Source organism: Streptomyces sp. LaBMicrA B280 (assembly GCF_049222185.1).
Classification (GTDB): domain Bacteria; phylum Actinomycetota; class Actinomycetes; order Streptomycetales; family Streptomycetaceae; genus Streptomyces; species Streptomyces murinus.
Genome location: NZ_JBMJCT010000044.1, coordinates 341,392 through 354,712, shown reverse-complemented (window position 1 = coordinate 354,712; position 13,321 = coordinate 341,392). Strand labels below are relative to the sequence as shown.

At 71.5% G+C, this 13,321-nt stretch carries 18 protein-coding genes and 1 pseudogene; 10 read left to right on the top strand and 9 right to left on the bottom strand.

Going from position 1 to position 13,321, the window contains the following annotated elements:
• Positions 1-58 precede the first annotated feature (58 nt).
• Together ACLF5H_RS29965 and ACLF5H_RS29960 are read left to right on the top strand one after the other, a co-directional pair.
• Positions 59-745, top strand: a complete 687-nt coding sequence (locus tag ACLF5H_RS29965) for a TetR/AcrR family transcriptional regulator (RefSeq protein WP_421679113.1) — start codon at positions 59-61, stop codon at positions 743-745.
• 61 nt (positions 746-806) lie between these two features.
• Positions 807-1,205, top strand: coding sequence for a MarR family winged helix-turn-helix transcriptional regulator (locus tag ACLF5H_RS29960; protein ID WP_421679112.1), 399 nt, complete (start codon positions 807-809; stop codon positions 1,203-1,205).
• A gap of 70 nt (positions 1,206-1,275) precedes the next feature.
• On the opposite strand, the gene ACLF5H_RS29955 is transcribed toward ACLF5H_RS29960, so the two are convergent.
• From ACLF5H_RS29955 to ACLF5H_RS29945, 3 genes are all read right to left on the bottom strand, one after another.
• On the bottom strand, positions 1,276-1,623 hold the full coding sequence (locus ACLF5H_RS29955) for a hypothetical protein (protein ID WP_421679111.1): 348 nt from the start codon (positions 1,621-1,623) through the stop codon (positions 1,276-1,278).
• Between the two features lie 67 nt (positions 1,624-1,690).
• Positions 1,691-2,812 carry a tryptophan--tRNA ligase gene (gene trpS / locus ACLF5H_RS29950; RefSeq protein WP_421679110.1) on the bottom strand — a complete coding sequence of 374 codons (1,122 nt, stop codon included), beginning with the start codon at positions 2,810-2,812 and terminating at the stop codon, positions 1,691-1,693.
• Positions 2,813-3,053: 241 nt separating this feature from the next.
• The gene (locus ACLF5H_RS29945; protein ID WP_421679109.1) at positions 3,054-4,223 is read right to left on the bottom strand and encodes an MFS transporter; all 1,170 of its coding nucleotides are present in this window, start codon (positions 4,221-4,223) and stop codon (positions 3,054-3,056) included.
• Between the two features lie 107 nt (positions 4,224-4,330).
• Here ACLF5H_RS29945 and ACLF5H_RS29940 point away from each other — a divergent pair, with 107 nt between their 5' ends.
• The 3 genes from ACLF5H_RS29940 (at position 4,331) to ACLF5H_RS29930 (ending at position 5,490) form a co-directional block, all read left to right on the top strand.
• The gene (locus ACLF5H_RS29940; RefSeq protein ID WP_421679108.1) at positions 4,331-4,765 is read left to right on the top strand and encodes a nuclear transport factor 2 family protein; all 435 of its coding nucleotides are present in this window, start codon (positions 4,331-4,333) and stop codon (positions 4,763-4,765) included.
• Between the two features lie 102 nt (positions 4,766-4,867).
• Positions 4,868-5,005, top strand: a complete 138-nt coding sequence (locus ACLF5H_RS29935) for a helix-turn-helix domain-containing protein (RefSeq protein ID WP_421679107.1) — start codon at positions 4,868-4,870, stop codon at positions 5,003-5,005.
• A gap of 167 nt (positions 5,006-5,172) precedes the next feature.
• Positions 5,173-5,490, top strand: coding sequence for a hypothetical protein (locus tag ACLF5H_RS29930; protein ID WP_421679106.1), 318 nt, complete (start codon positions 5,173-5,175; stop codon positions 5,488-5,490).
• Here the strand turns inward: ACLF5H_RS29930 and ACLF5H_RS29925 are convergent.
• From ACLF5H_RS29925 to ACLF5H_RS29910, 4 genes are all read right to left on the bottom strand, one after another.
• Positions 5,487-6,065 (bottom strand): hypothetical protein, encoded by a 579-nt coding sequence (locus ACLF5H_RS29925; protein WP_421679105.1) that lies wholly within the window; start codon positions 6,063-6,065, stop codon positions 5,487-5,489. The genes ACLF5H_RS29930 and ACLF5H_RS29925 overlap by 4 nt on opposite strands.
• A 453-nt stretch (positions 6,066-6,518) precedes the next feature.
• Positions 6,519-7,109, bottom strand: a complete 591-nt coding sequence (locus ACLF5H_RS29920; RefSeq protein WP_421679104.1) for a hypothetical protein — start codon at positions 7,107-7,109, stop codon at positions 6,519-6,521.
• A gap of 197 nt (positions 7,110-7,306) precedes the next feature.
• Entirely contained in the window at positions 7,307-7,681 is a 375-nt protein-coding gene (locus tag ACLF5H_RS29915; protein ID WP_421679103.1) for a DUF6415 family natural product biosynthesis protein, read from the bottom strand.
• Positions 7,678-7,890 carry a hypothetical protein gene (locus ACLF5H_RS29910; protein WP_421679102.1) on the bottom strand — a complete coding sequence of 71 codons (213 nt, stop codon included), beginning with the start codon at positions 7,888-7,890 and terminating at the stop codon, positions 7,678-7,680. Before ACLF5H_RS29910 ends, ACLF5H_RS29915 begins: the two co-directional genes overlap by 4 nt.
• Positions 7,891-8,060: 170 nt before the next feature.
• On the opposite strand from ACLF5H_RS29910, the gene ACLF5H_RS29905 reads away from it, so the two are divergent.
• Together ACLF5H_RS29905 and cyaB are read left to right on the top strand one after the other, a co-directional pair.
• A complete protein-coding gene (locus ACLF5H_RS29905; RefSeq protein ID WP_421679101.1) occupies positions 8,061-8,912 on the top strand; it encodes a helix-turn-helix domain-containing protein in 852 nt (283 codons plus the stop codon).
• Between the two features lie 17 nt (positions 8,913-8,929).
• Positions 8,930-9,484 (top strand): class IV adenylate cyclase, encoded by a 555-nt coding sequence (gene cyaB / locus ACLF5H_RS29900; protein ID WP_421679100.1) that lies wholly within the window; start codon positions 8,930-8,932, stop codon positions 9,482-9,484.
• A 301-nt stretch (positions 9,485-9,785) separates the two neighbouring features.
• Here cyaB and ACLF5H_RS29895 read toward each other — a convergent pair whose 3' ends face one another.
• The gene (locus ACLF5H_RS29895; protein ID WP_421679099.1) at positions 9,786-10,001 is read right to left on the bottom strand and encodes a helix-turn-helix domain-containing protein; all 216 of its coding nucleotides are present in this window, start codon (positions 9,999-10,001) and stop codon (positions 9,786-9,788) included.
• A 5-nt stretch (positions 10,002-10,006) separates the two neighbouring features.
• Here ACLF5H_RS29895 and ACLF5H_RS29890 point away from each other — a divergent pair, with 5 nt between their 5' ends.
• Both ACLF5H_RS29890 and ACLF5H_RS29885 read left to right on the top strand, forming a co-directional pair.
• Entirely contained in the window at positions 10,007-10,810 is an 804-nt protein-coding gene (locus tag ACLF5H_RS29890; protein ID WP_421679161.1) for a sigma factor-like helix-turn-helix DNA-binding protein, read from the top strand.
• Positions 10,811-10,996: 186 nt separating this feature from the next.
• Positions 10,997-11,395 (top strand): luciferase family protein, encoded by a 399-nt coding sequence (locus ACLF5H_RS29885; RefSeq protein ID WP_421679098.1) that lies wholly within the window; start codon positions 10,997-10,999, stop codon positions 11,393-11,395.
• 16 nt (positions 11,396-11,411) lie between these two features.
• On the opposite strand, the gene ACLF5H_RS29880 is transcribed toward ACLF5H_RS29885, so the two are convergent.
• Positions 11,412-12,191, bottom strand: coding sequence for a DeoR/GlpR family DNA-binding transcription regulator (locus ACLF5H_RS29880; RefSeq protein ID WP_421679097.1), 780 nt, complete (start codon positions 12,189-12,191; stop codon positions 11,412-11,414).
• Positions 12,192-12,340: 149 nt separating this feature from the next.
• On the opposite strand from ACLF5H_RS29880, the pseudogene ACLF5H_RS29875 reads away from it, so the two are divergent.
• A pseudogene (locus ACLF5H_RS29875) lies at positions 12,341-13,216 on the top strand (SIS domain-containing protein); the annotation flags it as partial.
• Between the last annotated feature and the right edge of the window lie 105 nt (positions 13,217-13,321).

Sequence of the window (13,321 nt, the reverse complement as noted above, 5' to 3'; positions counted from 1 at the left end):
AGCAAGAGCAGTGCTCTTTTTTGTGTGCACCGCTCTCTGGCATGGCAGAATGGCGGGCATGACCACCGCACAGGGAGCCCGCGAACGGGCCAGGAACGAGGTAACCGCGGCCATCAAGGAAGAGGCCCGCAGGCAACTGGCGGCCGAGGGCGCGGCCAAGCTCTCCCTGCGGGCCGTAGCCCGCGAGCTGGGCATGGTCTCCTCCGCCCTCTACCGCTACTTCCCCAGCCGCGACGAGCTGTTGACGGCCCTGATCATCGACGCGTACGACGCGCTGGGCGCGGCCGCGGAGAAGGCCCGGGACGCCGCGGGCGAGGCCGCGCCCGTGGACTGCTTCACCGCGGTGTGCGAGGCGGTACGGACCTGGGCGCTCACCCATCCGCACGAGTACGCGCTGATCTACGGCTCGCCCGTGCCCGGCTACGCCGCCCCCGAGACCACCATCGCTTCCGCCGCCCGCACCGGCATGGTGCTCATCGGCATCTTCCGCGACGCCCGGCGGGGCCCCGGTCTCGACGAGCTGCCGCTGGCCGCCGAACTGCGCCCCGAGGCCGCGCGGTTGGCCGCCGAGATCGCCCCCGACCTGCCTCCCGAGGTGGCCGCCGCCATGGTCGCGGCCTGGGCGCAGCTGTTCGGGCTGGTGAGCTTCGAGCTGTTCGGCCAGTTCAACAACGTGATCGAGGACCGGGATCGGTTCTTCCGGCACGCGGTGACGGGGCTGGCGCGCGGGGCCGGCCTGCGGTAGCCGCCCGGGGTGCCCGACGCCGACTTTCTTTACCCGCCCATGGGGCTGCTACGGTGCGTCGATGACGTCGACGACGGACGAGCGGGCACTCGTGGCGCAGTGGCGGGGCATCCTGTCCCTGCATGCCCGCACCCAGTGCGAACTGGACCGGACCCTGGGCGCCCACGGCCTGTGCGCCAGCGACTTCGAGGTCCTGGACCTGCTGGCCGAGCGCCGGGGCCCGCACGGCTGCGCCTACCGCGTCCAGGAGATCTCCGAGCGCGTCCACCTCACCCAGAGCGCGCTCTCCCGGCTCATCGGCCGCCTGGAGAAGGAGGGTCTGGTCGAGCGGGGCGCCTGCGCGGAGGACCGCCGGGGCGTCCGGGTGGCCCTCACCCCGAAGGGCCGCGCGCTGCACACCGAGGTGCGGCCGGAGCAACGCGCCGTGCTGGCCCGGATGTTGGCCGAAGAGAGCGACTGACCTCTTCTGCCTGACGAGTCGTCAGGTCAGGAAAATTCGGCATCCGCGTCCCCGGTGGCCTGACGCGACGTCACCGGCGGTCCGTCCGGGCCGAGTCGTACGGTCCACACCGTGTCCGGCCCCGCGTCCCTCGCCCGTATCCGCGGCGCCTCCGGCTCCGTCGTACGCGCCCGGCTCCTGGACCGCGCGTGGAAGCCGCACGGCAAATCGTCGATGCCGTCCGCCGAGAGGTCCGCGGCGATCGGGGAGGGCGCACCGCCCCGGGCGGCCTCGGCGTCGTACCGGCACATGGTCGTCTCGTGCGCCTGCCGCCGCGTCCAGAACTCCTCGCCGAGCGGCCGGGGCCCGGTGTGCCCTCGGCGAGGAAGCCCGCGGCCCACCGGTGGACCGTCCCGATGTGCCGCGGCAGGTCCCGCACCTGCCACTCGGGACAGGTACGGGACCTTGACGTCGGTGCCGGTCCGCCCGCCGCGCCGCACCGGGATTCAGTAGTCGCTGTTCATCGCGGCACGCACCTCGGCGAGGGTGGCGTCGGCCACGGCGTTCGCCCGCTCGTTGCCCGCGCGCAGGACGCGGCGCAGCTCACCGCGGTCCCGGGCGTACTCGGCGCGGCGCGCCCGGATCGGGGCCAGGTACTCGTTGACCGCCTCGGTCACGGTCTTCTTCAGCGCCGCCGCGCCCGCGGAGCCGATGTCGGCGGCGATCTCCTCGGGACTCCGGCCCTGGCACAGCGCGGCCAGCAGAAGCAGCGAGGAGACCTCGGGGCGGGTGGCGGGGTCGTAGGTGATGTGCCGCTCGGAGTCGGTCTTCGCGCCCTTGAGCAGCCGCGCGGTCTCGTCGGCGGTGGCGGCCAGGACGACGGAGTTGCCCCGGCTCTTGCTCATCTTGGTGCCGTCGGTGCCCAGCAGCAGCGGCACCTCCGACAGCAGGGCCTCGGGCCGGGGGAAGACGGGGGTGCCATGGCCGTAGCGGTCGTTGAAGCGGCGGGCGATGGTCCGGGTGATCTCCAGGTGCGGCAGCTGGTCCTGGCCGACCGGGACCAGGTTGGCCTTGCAGAAGAGGATGTCGGCGGCCTGGTGCACGGGATAGGTGAACATCAGCCCGCTGACGGCGGACTGGCGGGAGTGCGCGATCTCGTCCTTGACGGTGGGATTGCGGTTCAGCTCGGCGACGGAGACCAGGCTGAGGAAGGGCAGCATCAGCTGGTTGAGGGCGGGGACGGCGCTGTGCGTGAAGATCGTGCTGCGCTCCGGGTCCACGCCGATGGCGAGGTGGTCGAGGACCAGCTCGTCGACGTAGGACTGGAGGTCGTCCGCGACGTCGCGGTCGGTCAGCACCTGGTAGTCCGCGATGATCACGAACAGTTGCACGCCGAGGTTCTGGAGCCGGACCCGGTTGTGGAGGGTGCCGAAGTAGTGGCCGAGGTGCAGTCTTCCGGTGGGCCGGTCGCCGGTCAGGATCCGGAACTTTCCCGGGTCCTCGGCGATCAGCTTCTCCAGCTCCGCGCTGCGGGCCCGCGCGGCGGAGGTGCCGAGCGCGTCGGGGGCGTCAGGCGTGTCGGCGGCGGACGGGGCCTCGGACGGCGCGGCCTGTGGGTGGGGATTCATCTCGGTCTCCTGGTGATGGGTCGGGCGGGCCGTCGGGACGCCCCGCCCCCTGGTTCCAGGGACATAGGAAAAGGGCCGTCCATGCGAACGGCCCGCTTCATGCCTGTGTGGCGGCCGCTCCTACGAGGAGCGCCACCAGCACAGACACGATGAAAGATGCATGGTGCAATGATAGCGGGGGCGCGCGGTGGACGGCCAGCGCGGATCCGGCCGCAGCCGGTGCCGGCCCCTCCGGAAGGCGTCAGCCGTTCAGGGCCCGGCGCGTCGCCACCCCGATCAGGGCGGCCACGGCGGCCAGCGCGGCCACGCTGGTGAGCGCGGTGGGCAGGGAGAACCAGTCGGCCATGAACCCGATCATGGGCGGTCCGAGGAGCATGCCGCCGTACCCGAGGGTGGAGGCGACCGCGACGCCGGACGCCCCGGCCAGCGCGCCCGCCCGCTCGATGGCGACCGGAAAGATGTTGGCGAGCCCGAGCCCGGTGATCGCGAAGCCGGCCAGCGCCACCCCGACCGACGGCGCGAGCGAGCCGAGCAGCATGCCCACCGCCGCGACCGCGCCTCCGGCGATCACCGTGCGGGCCCGGCCGAGGCGTCCCAGCAGTGCCGTGCCCGAGAGCCGCCCGGCGGTCATGGCGAGCGCGAAGCAGGCGTACCCGGCGGCGGCCGTTCCCGCGGAGGCCGTCAGGTCCTGCTTGAGATGCAGCGCGCCCCAGTCGGCCATGGCGCCCTCGCCGTACGCGTCGCACAGCGCGACCAGCCCGAATCCCACGACGAGCCAGCGCCCGGCGACGCGGGACGCCCGGCCGGTACCGGCCGCCGCAGGCTCCCGGTCGTCCGCGGGCGGCACCGGGGGCTCGTGCCGCAGCAGGCTCCGCCCGGCGACGGCCGTCACGAGCAGCCCGAGCACGGTGATCCCGAGCAGATGGCGGGTGGGGGAGAGGAACCCGGCGACCAGCCCGCCGACACCCGCGCCGACCATGCCGCCGAGGCTGAACGCGGCGTGGAAACTGGGCATGATCGGGCGTCGTACGGCGGCGACGAGATCGACGGCGGCGGCGTTAAATGCGACATTTACGCCCCCGTATGCGGCGCCGAAGGCGAGGAGTACGGCCCCGAGTGCGAGCGCGGAGTGGGTGAGCGGGGGGAGGGCGACGCTGAGGGCGAGGACGACCATCCAGGCGACGGTCACCGGATGGCTGCCGTAGCGGCGGCACAGGTGGCCGGTCAGCATCATGGTCAGCACGGCCCCGGCGGACACACCGAGCAGCGCGAGCCCGAGGGCCCCGGCGGAGGCATGGGTCTGGTGCTTGATGTCCGGGATCCGCACCACCCAGCCGGAGAATATGAACCCGTCCAGCGCGAAGAACGCGGTGATCGCGACCCGCAGCCCGACGAGTTCCCGGCCCGGCACGACGCTGTGCGTTCGGGTTTTGTTTATTAGCGGCACAAACTCAGCGTAGGGGGCGGCCGAGGCGCGGAGCAAGGGGATTGTCCCGCAGGGCCCTACCCTCGGGTCCCATGAGCACAGCCGTGGGCACGACCGCCGTGCCGAACTTGATCGCCAGATATGCCGAGTTGGTGGACGGCGGTGACTTCGCCGGGGCCGGGGAGCTGTTCGCCGACGCGGTGTTCATCGGGAGCGGGGAACCCGTGGGGGGTGCCGAAGCCGTGGAGAGGATGCTCCGGGACACCGTGATCCTCTACGAGGACGGCACGCCCCGCACCCACCACGCCACGTCGAACCTCGCCGTCGAGGTGGACGAGGAGTCGGGCGTCGCGACCGCGCGTTCCTACGTCACGGTGTTCCAGGCCCTGCCCGGGCTGCCGTTGCAGGCCGTCGCCGCGGGGCGCTACCGGGACCGGTTCGAGCGCAGGGGAGGGCGGTGGGGGTTCGTGGAGAGGAGGGTGCGGATTCATCTGGTGGGGGATGTGAGGGGGCACTTGCGGGGGTAGGGGCGCGGTTCACGGCATCGCGGTCCCTCGGCCTCGACCCGCAACGCCGCCGGTACTGAACATCGAGCCCCCGCCGCACCCCTGCGGCGGGGGCTCTTCGGCATGCCCGCGGGCGGGCGGTCGGGCATCGACGTCGCCGCGTACAGCCGCATCGAGCAGGGCCACGCCTCACCGCGGCTGGACACCCTTGTCCGTATTGCTGATGCGATCGGCGTGCCTCGTGCCGACCTGGTCCGCTGAAAAAACCCGGCTGGCCAACGCACCGGGCGCGCCATCGCTACCGTGCTGGCCACCACGTGCGAGAAGGCGAGTCAGGGATGACGGAACAGCAGGGTGCGTTTGCGCGGAACGGGCGGCCGGTGTGCGGGGTGTGTCCGTCCTTGCGGCTGCCGGGAGGGGCGTTCGACGTGGCCGTGCGGCCTTCCCGGGACTGCCCGTTCGACCCTGCGACCGGCCTTCGGTTCACCGCGGCCGGCGTACCGGTGTGCGTGCACCCCGACCGCGTCGGGCTCCCGGCTGCGCCGTATGCCACCGACCGCCTGCCTCTGCCGTGGGAGACCCCGCCGCCCGTCGAGGCCGACGAGGTCCCCGCGTGGGTGCGCACGGCGCTGGACGCAGCACCGCCGGACGCGTGCGCCGACCTGATCCGGCAGGCGACCGAACTCCTGCTCGCCTCGGACCCGGACACGGACGTCACCGCGGTGCTGCGCGCCGCGCTCGGCTAGACCGCGGCCGCCGCGAAGTCCAGCGTGTGGTCCCGCCCGGAGCGGCCCATACCGATGCTCGCGTACAGAGCTGCGAGCACACCACGGCGCCGGACGACCTCCTCATGGTCGAGCCAGTACCGGGCCGGCGGCTCGCCCCACGCCGCGCGGTAGCAGTCGTGGGTGTACCCGCCGCTGCGGTAGTCGGTGTGCTCCTGGTCGGTCTGGTGGATGATGCCGACCCCGCAGCGCGCCGCGATCCGCGCGGACAACTGCGCCTGGGCGAGCATCGCGTGCGTCATCTCATCGACCGGGACGGCGATCGCGATCTCCGACGCCTGGTCGTCACCGGTGGCCTCGAACACCGCCGCCTTGAGCGCGAGGGCGCGCAGGCCCTCCTCGAACAGCGGCGCAGCGTCGGCCTCCAGGCTCCAGCGTGCGATGACCGGGAACCCGGTGAAGCACTGCCAGTCCTCGCTGTACTCCAGGCTCGCGGCTCGGAACGCCCCGAACTCCAGGTCCTGCTCGATCCTGTCCAGGATCGCCTTTGCGGCGTCGGCGACGCCGTCCACGGCGGGCATCTTGATCTCGGGCATGCTGGCTTCCTTCCACTCGACTGGGATGGTGCTTGGTGCCTGCCCGACGGCCGGGGCTCGATTGCGTCTACCTGGCCCCCGGGCAGGGGTCTGTGAGCCGCTCTCAGGCGGCGTAGCCCTACAAGGCCAGCAGCGCCCCGCAGCTGACCACCGGCCTTCTACAGCAGCCGGGCCATGTCCTTCGCCAGGAACAGGTCGCGGGCCCGATGCTCCGCCCAGGCATCTGCGCAGTCCGGCAGTTCGGCGTACTTGGGGCACATGGGGCAGTCGTCGCCGTGCGGCGCAGCACCTCGTCCGGGTGCTCCGCGGTGAGGTGCCGCGCGAGGTCGACCTGCTCGGCGAAGCAGCCGGCGTCCACCGTGACCTTCTTGGCCAGGGGGACCAGCAGCTGCCAGCACCCGTTGCAGGTGGACATGAACGGCGCAGGCGGCGGGAGGTTACCCTCGGCGTTCATCAGTCCCGGGCCCCCTCATCCATTGCCGCACCATCGGTGGACGCATGCGCTGGCACGACCCGCAAGGCGCCCTTCGGGCATCTCGGGACGTGCATGTAGCTGTGATGCGCGGAGCCGCAGCCGATCCGGCTCAGAGGCACGACGGAGGGGTTGGAGACGTCGTCTTCCTGCACCGTGCAGCACATCAGGGTGACGAGCGGGCTGCCGGTCGCCGACTTGACCGCCGCGGCGTGAGCGTCGGCGAGTGGCATGGCAGCGGGACACCGGCCGACGAGCTGACAGGCGTCGCAGTCTGCGATGTGCTCGGCCCACGTACAAAACGTCTTCACCTTCGCGGCCCGCGCCTCGATGCACGGGGGGCAGGCACGCAGGGGCCACACGGGCAGCATCCCATTCCGAGGGCGTAACTCGGCCTGGTCGCCAGCCCCGCACCACATGCACTTCGTCCCGGCGTTCTGCTCCTCGCTCATCTCGCCGGGCAGCGGCACCTCGTGAAGCAGGACGAGCCGACTGATCCAAGCCTTCTCCTCGGCCGGATCAAGGCCCGACTCCGACTCCGGCGGTTGGGGCTCCGGCTGTACGGGTTCCATCGTTCTCCTTCGTGGCGCTCACGCCGCCCGGGTCTTCCGGGTCCCGGGCGGCGTGGCGGTCCCGCCGCGCTCGTGGCGGAAGGCGCGCAACTGCCTTGCAGCGGCGGGGCTGTGGGTGCGGCCCTGACCCGAGACGGCCGCCATCGGGGTGCGTCAGTGCGAGGCCCTCGTGAGCACCAGGACGAGGGCAGGAGTTGTTACGGGGCCGCGTTGCCCTCGAAGTGGTCGAGGAGCGGCCGAAGGACACGTGCCAGGCGCCGGGCGTACTCCACCTCCCCGTCGGCGCGAGGCGCCGGACGTGCCTGGAGCTTGCCACGGGCCTCGCCGACGCAGGCGCTCGCGCAGTACCGGGCGGTGCCCTCCTTCGGCAGCCGGGCCAGCCTCTGCTCCACCTCGGGAATGAGCAGCTCCAGGTGGCCGCGCAGTTGGCCGATGAGGAGGTCGAGGTTTTCGGGCGCCGGGGGCGGCGCGCCGGTCTCGTCTTCGGGCCCGAGCGCCCGGGCGACGGTCTCGCGCATGGTGGTGGTGTCCACGGGCGCCGTGCCGGTGGTCTGCTTCGCGGGGGCGCTCATCGGGTCACCGGCAGCACGACGCGGTGGAGCGGACACTGGCACGGCGGGTAGGAGTCGGGCTGGGGCAGCGGCGGCAGCTTGCCGTCGATGGCCACGGTGATCGTGCCGCGGTCCTGGGTGACCGTGCCGTAGCGGTCCACGGTGTACACCCGCATCGTCATCCGGCCACCCCGTGCGTTCACCGGGGGTTGGGCGGTAACGTTTGTCATGTCGACGCTCCCTCTCGGGTTTGAGCGTTGGCCGTCCCCGGGGCCGTTCGCGCGGTCGCCGGGGTCCTTCATCGGGTCAGCCTGGTGTGCGCGTTGATCCCCGAGCGATCCCCCACCGGTAATCTCACGGTGAGATAACTTCCAATCCCATTCGGGGAATCGGAGCAGCGATGGCGACCGCGCTCGATCCAATCGAACTACCGAACTGGGCCTGGGAGCGTGCCGAGGTACGGCAGGCCCTCCGCGCCCGGGACATAGGTGCGGTGTTCCGGCATGCACAGCAGTACGCCGGCGCGAGCCAGGCCCGTATTGCCACGGCGACCGGCATGACGCAGGCTCGGGTGAACGAAATCATCAACGGACGGCGGGAGGTCTCTCGCCTTGATGTGTACGAGCGAATCGCGGACGGCCTCCACATGCCTGATGACGCTCGGCACTTGCTCGGCCTGGCCGCGAGCAGGGAACGACTCTCGGGCGGGGCTGCCTTCGACCTGGCGGCCTTCCCGGAAGTGGTCCGGGTGTACGCGGCGCAGAGGTCTGCGGCCGAGGAGATCCAGCAGCAGGCCCGCGAGGCTTCCGAACTGGACGTGTTGGCTGTCCGCGGCCTCGGTCTCATTGGCTTGAACGACAGCCTCCTGCGTGCCTGCCTGCCGCGCGAGCAGGGCGGTAAGGGGCTTCGGGTCAGGATCGCCTTGCTCGATCCAGACAGTGACGCCCTGGCCCGCCGCGCAGCCGAAATCGGAGAGTCCGCCGAGTCACTCGCGAGCGGCGTGCGGCTCGCTGAAGCGCGGCTGCGGGAACTCGCCGGGACCTGCAACATCAGCGCCTGGAAATACCGCATGCTTCCCACTTGGCGGCTCATCCGTACGGACTCCACGATGTTCGTCGGCGCCTTCGACGCCGGGTGGGAAGGGCACGAATCCGCCACGTACAAGGTCATGGAGACGCCGCACGGTCCCCTGTTCCGGGGGTTCCGGCGCATGTTTGAAGCGCTCATCGATGGAGCTGAGCGCACGGTCTGAGAGGAAGGAGCAGGTTCTTGATCGAGGCGGAGTTGAAGGCGCGGGTGCATGCGCCAGAAGCGGTGATGCGGCAGCTGGACGCGCGCGCCACAGCCCGGGCCGAGGTGTACCGGGATACGTACTACGACCGTCCCGACGGCTCGTTGGACATGGGCGACCAGGAGCTACGCGTCCGAACGGTCCACGGCGTAGACAGCACGCGTACACTGCTGACCTTCAAGGACGCGACGGTCGATGAGGTGTCCGGGTCCAAGCCGGAGTACGAGACCGTCGTGGCGGACGGGGAAGCAGCTCACGCTGTCCTTCGCGGCCTGGGGTATATCCCGGTCATCGCCTTCGAGAAGCGGTGTCGGAACTACGAGTTCGAGGCGCGCGGCCGGCAACTCCTCGCCACGCTGGTGCGGGTGCCGGAGATTGACGGCACGTTCCTGGAGATCGAGACGCATGTCGAGGAGGCCGAGCTGTCTGCGGCCTTGGACGACATCCGCGCGGTGCTCGCCGACCTGGGCATCGGATCTCAGGACCTGACCAAAGAGACGTACACCGGGGCGGTCGCCGATCGGCGACGGTGATGCCGTGTGCCCGCCTCCGGCCCGTTCTGCGCGTCGGGGGCGGGCAGTGGGCGCGGCCATCCGATCGACCGCGAGACTCCAACACAGGGCTCCTGCGGCGCACACCGGCGCTGTGCAGTCGCCCTCTGCGCTAATCGGCGCACCCAGAAGGGGTCTTACGGTCAGCTGACCGCAAGACCCCTTCTTGCGTCGATCACGGTTCACCAGAACGCCGCCTGCGGTAACCGGCTCTCTCTGGCCCAAGAATTCGAACACGTGATTCAATCCGAACGTGCGATCGATCCGCAGAGCTGAGGCTCGACTACGAGGCGCCGGTCTTCATCAGTGCCGCCATGTCCTTCTTGAGGGCTTCGGCGATACGGAGCAGGTCACTGTAGCGGGGGTCGCCGTCGCCTGACTCGATGCGCTGAAGGGTCCGCCGGGGGATGCCGGTGGCCTCGGTGAAGGACTCCTGGGCGTGGTGAGCTGCGGCCCGCAGGTCGCTGATGCGTTCGCCTAGCGTGCGACGCCGTTCCATGATCCATTCCGGTTCGCCGCGGTGGCGGCTCGATCCATGACGCCCAGGACGCCGTCCAGACCGCGTGGCTGCGCGCGGCAGCAGCGCGGGGCTCACAGCAGATCGAGAATCCGGCCGGGTGGCTGACCACCGTCACCGCCCGGGTCTGTCTCGACGAGCTGCGTTCCCGCCGCCGACGCGGCGAAGCACCGCTGCTCGCGGACGCGATCCCGGCCGAGCAGCTGTCCGCCGACGAAGCGGTCCTCCGGGCCGAGAACGTCTCGCGCGCCCTGCTGGTCCTGCTGGAGCGACTGACCCCGCCCCAGCGCGTCGCCTACGTGCTGCACGACCTGTTCGCCGTGCCGTTCGACCGGATCGCCCAGGTTCTCGACGGGACGGTGCCCGGCGCCAAGAAGCACGCCAGCCGAGCCCGGCGGCGCCTGCACTCCCCGGCACCCGTCGCGGAGCGTCGGCAGACACCGGACCGCGAGATCGTCGAGGCGTTCCTGGCCGCGGCCCGTACCGGTGACACCCGCGCGATGATCCGGCTCCTGGCCCCCGACAGCGTGCGCGACGCCGACGCGGCGCTCCTTCCGCCCGGAGCCCGTACGGTCGTCACCGGCGCGACCGCCATCGCCACCGAGACCGTGCGCTTCGCCGACCGGATCCGGGCGACATGTCCGCTCACCGTCAACGGCGGTCCCGCGTATCTCATCGCCCCCGGCGGCCATCCGCTCGCCGTCCTCCACGTCGCCATCGAAGGCGGTCAGGTCACCCGGATCACATTGCGGCCGGTACGGCCCGCGGATGTCCTCACGATGCCTGTGTAGCGCCATGAACCGGCGAAAAGGGGCCCGGACGTGGGGGTTTGGCCGGATGGCGGGCCGAACCGGCAGGCCGGTCGCTTGCGTTGTGTTCGTACGCGTGTATGGGCGTGGCAACCCGGTCCGGACACAGGTCGGTTAATGCTTGCTCACGCGCTGGTTGCAACGGGGTGAGCGCGTCATGATGGGCCCATGACGTTGGCCTCGCGCGCATACGCGCAACTGGCGACCTGGCCGGACCTGAGACAGGCCGTGCCGAGCTGCGGTCAGGGACAGGCGGTGGTCTCCGCCAAGGGTGAGATCGTCCATTTCCACTCGGACCGCGATGTCGATCTGCGGCTGACCGACCGGGCCATCCGGCGGTTCGCCAGGGATCTCAAACGCTCCGGCGTGATCAGGATCGTGCCCGGCTCGCCGTGGGTGACCCTGCGCCTCGACGCCGCGAGCGATGTCGATCTGCTGCTGACCCTGGTCAGCGTGGCCCTCCAGGCACAGCAGTCCCCGCCCGACACGGTCGACCGCCCCCTGATGGGCTGCAACGACCAGCGCGGCGCGGGGTTCGTGAAGGTGGATCGCGGCGCCTTCTGGTAGCCGGACGGCCCCCGCGTCATACGGCGACGACGCGGATCCCGGCCTCCTCGAAGCGGTGGACCGCCTCCGGGTCCACCGCCGTGTCCGTCACCAGGGTGTCCACCAGGCGCGCGGGGCAGATCCGGGCGAACGCCCGCTGGCCCAGCTTGCTGGAGTCCGCGGCGACCACGACCCGTTCGGCGCGCTCGCACAGCAGCCGGTTGATCGCCGCCTCCGCCTCGTCGTGCGCCGCCGCGCCGTGCACCACGTCGAAGGCGACCACCCCGAGCACCGCCACATCCAGCCTGATCTGCCCGAGCACCCCGTCAGCGAGCGGCCCGATCAACTCGTACGACTGCGGACGGGCCACCCCGCCGGTGACCACGATCTTGAACTGGGGCCGCACCGCCAGCTCATTGGCGATGTTCAGCGCGTTGGTGACCACGGTCAACGCCGGGGAGCCGGTGGCCAGATCACCGCGCACGGCGAGGGCTCGGGCCACCTCCGTGGTCGTCGTACCCCCGGTCAGCCCCACCGCCTCGCCCGGCGCCACGAGATCGGCCACCGCCGCCGCGATCCGCTGCTTCTCGGAGGCGCGGCGTGCCGTCTTGTAGCGCAGCGGGAGTTCGTACGACACCCCGTGCACCACGGCGCCGCCCCGGGTGCGGACCAGCATCTGCTGCTCGGCGAGCTGATCGAAGTCCCGGCGGATCGTCGCCGCCGACACCGCCAGCTCGGTGGCCGCCTCCTCGACGTCCAGCCGGCCGCGCTCCACGAGCAGTTCCAGCAGCGCCTTCCACCGGGCGTCCCGGGACATCCGCGGCCTCCGTTCTCCATGCGTTCCCCGATCGGTGACCCTAGCGCACCCCCGTCGTGCGCCCCGGGTCCCCTAGGAATGCTTGATTGTGCTCGAAAGCTCGCTATATCTTGCAGGAACAATCAGCCAGGCCAGGGGAGGGGATGGGCATGACCCATGTCGAGGACGAGCTGAACAGCCAGCCCGCGTGCTGGACGCGGGCCGCCGAGGAGGCGGGACGGCACCGGGACGCGCTGCCGGCGGCGGGCGAGCGGGTCGCGGTCGTGGGCTGCGGGACCTCGTACTTCATGGCGCAGGCGGTGGCCGCCCTGCGCGAGGGCGCCGGGCAGGGCGAGACCGACGCCTTCGCCGCCTCGGAGTTCCCGTACGGGCGGTCGTACGACCGGGTGATCGCCCTCACCCGCTCCGGCACCACCACCGAAGTGCTCGAACTGCTGGGCCGGGCGCGGGGTACGGCGACCCGCACCACCGCCGTCACCGCCGACCCCGCGACGCCCGTGATGAGCGCCGCCGACGATCTCGTGGTGCTGGACTTCGCCGACGAACGCTCCGTCGTCCAGACCCGGTTCGCCACCACCGCCCTCACCCTGCTGCGCGCCCATCTCGGCCTGCACACGGACTCCGTCGTCGCCGACTGCCGTACCGCGCTCACCACCCGGCTGCCCCAAGGCCTGCTCGAATGCGGCCAGTTCACCTTCCTGGGGCGCGGCTGGACGGTCGGACTCGCGAACGAGGCCGGGCTGAAGATGCGCGAGGCGTCCCTGTCCTGGACCGAGGCGTACCCGGCGATGGAGTACCGGCACGGCCCGATCAGCATCACCACGAAGGGCACCGCCACCTGGATGTTCGGCGAGGCGCCCGAGGGGCTCGCCGAACAGGTCCGGGGCACCGGCGGGTTGTGGATCGCGGGCGGCCTCGACCCGCTCGCCGAACTCGTCCGCGCCCAGCGGCTCGCGGTCGCCGTCGCCGCCGCGCGCGGCCTCGACCCGGACCGGCCGCGCCACCTCACCCGCTCGGTGATCCTCACGGCGGATGCGGCGGATGCGGCGGATGCGGCGGATGCGGCACGTGCGGCAGGTGTGGCACGTGTGGCAGGTGTGGCCGACATGGCTGATTCGGCCGGTGCGGCC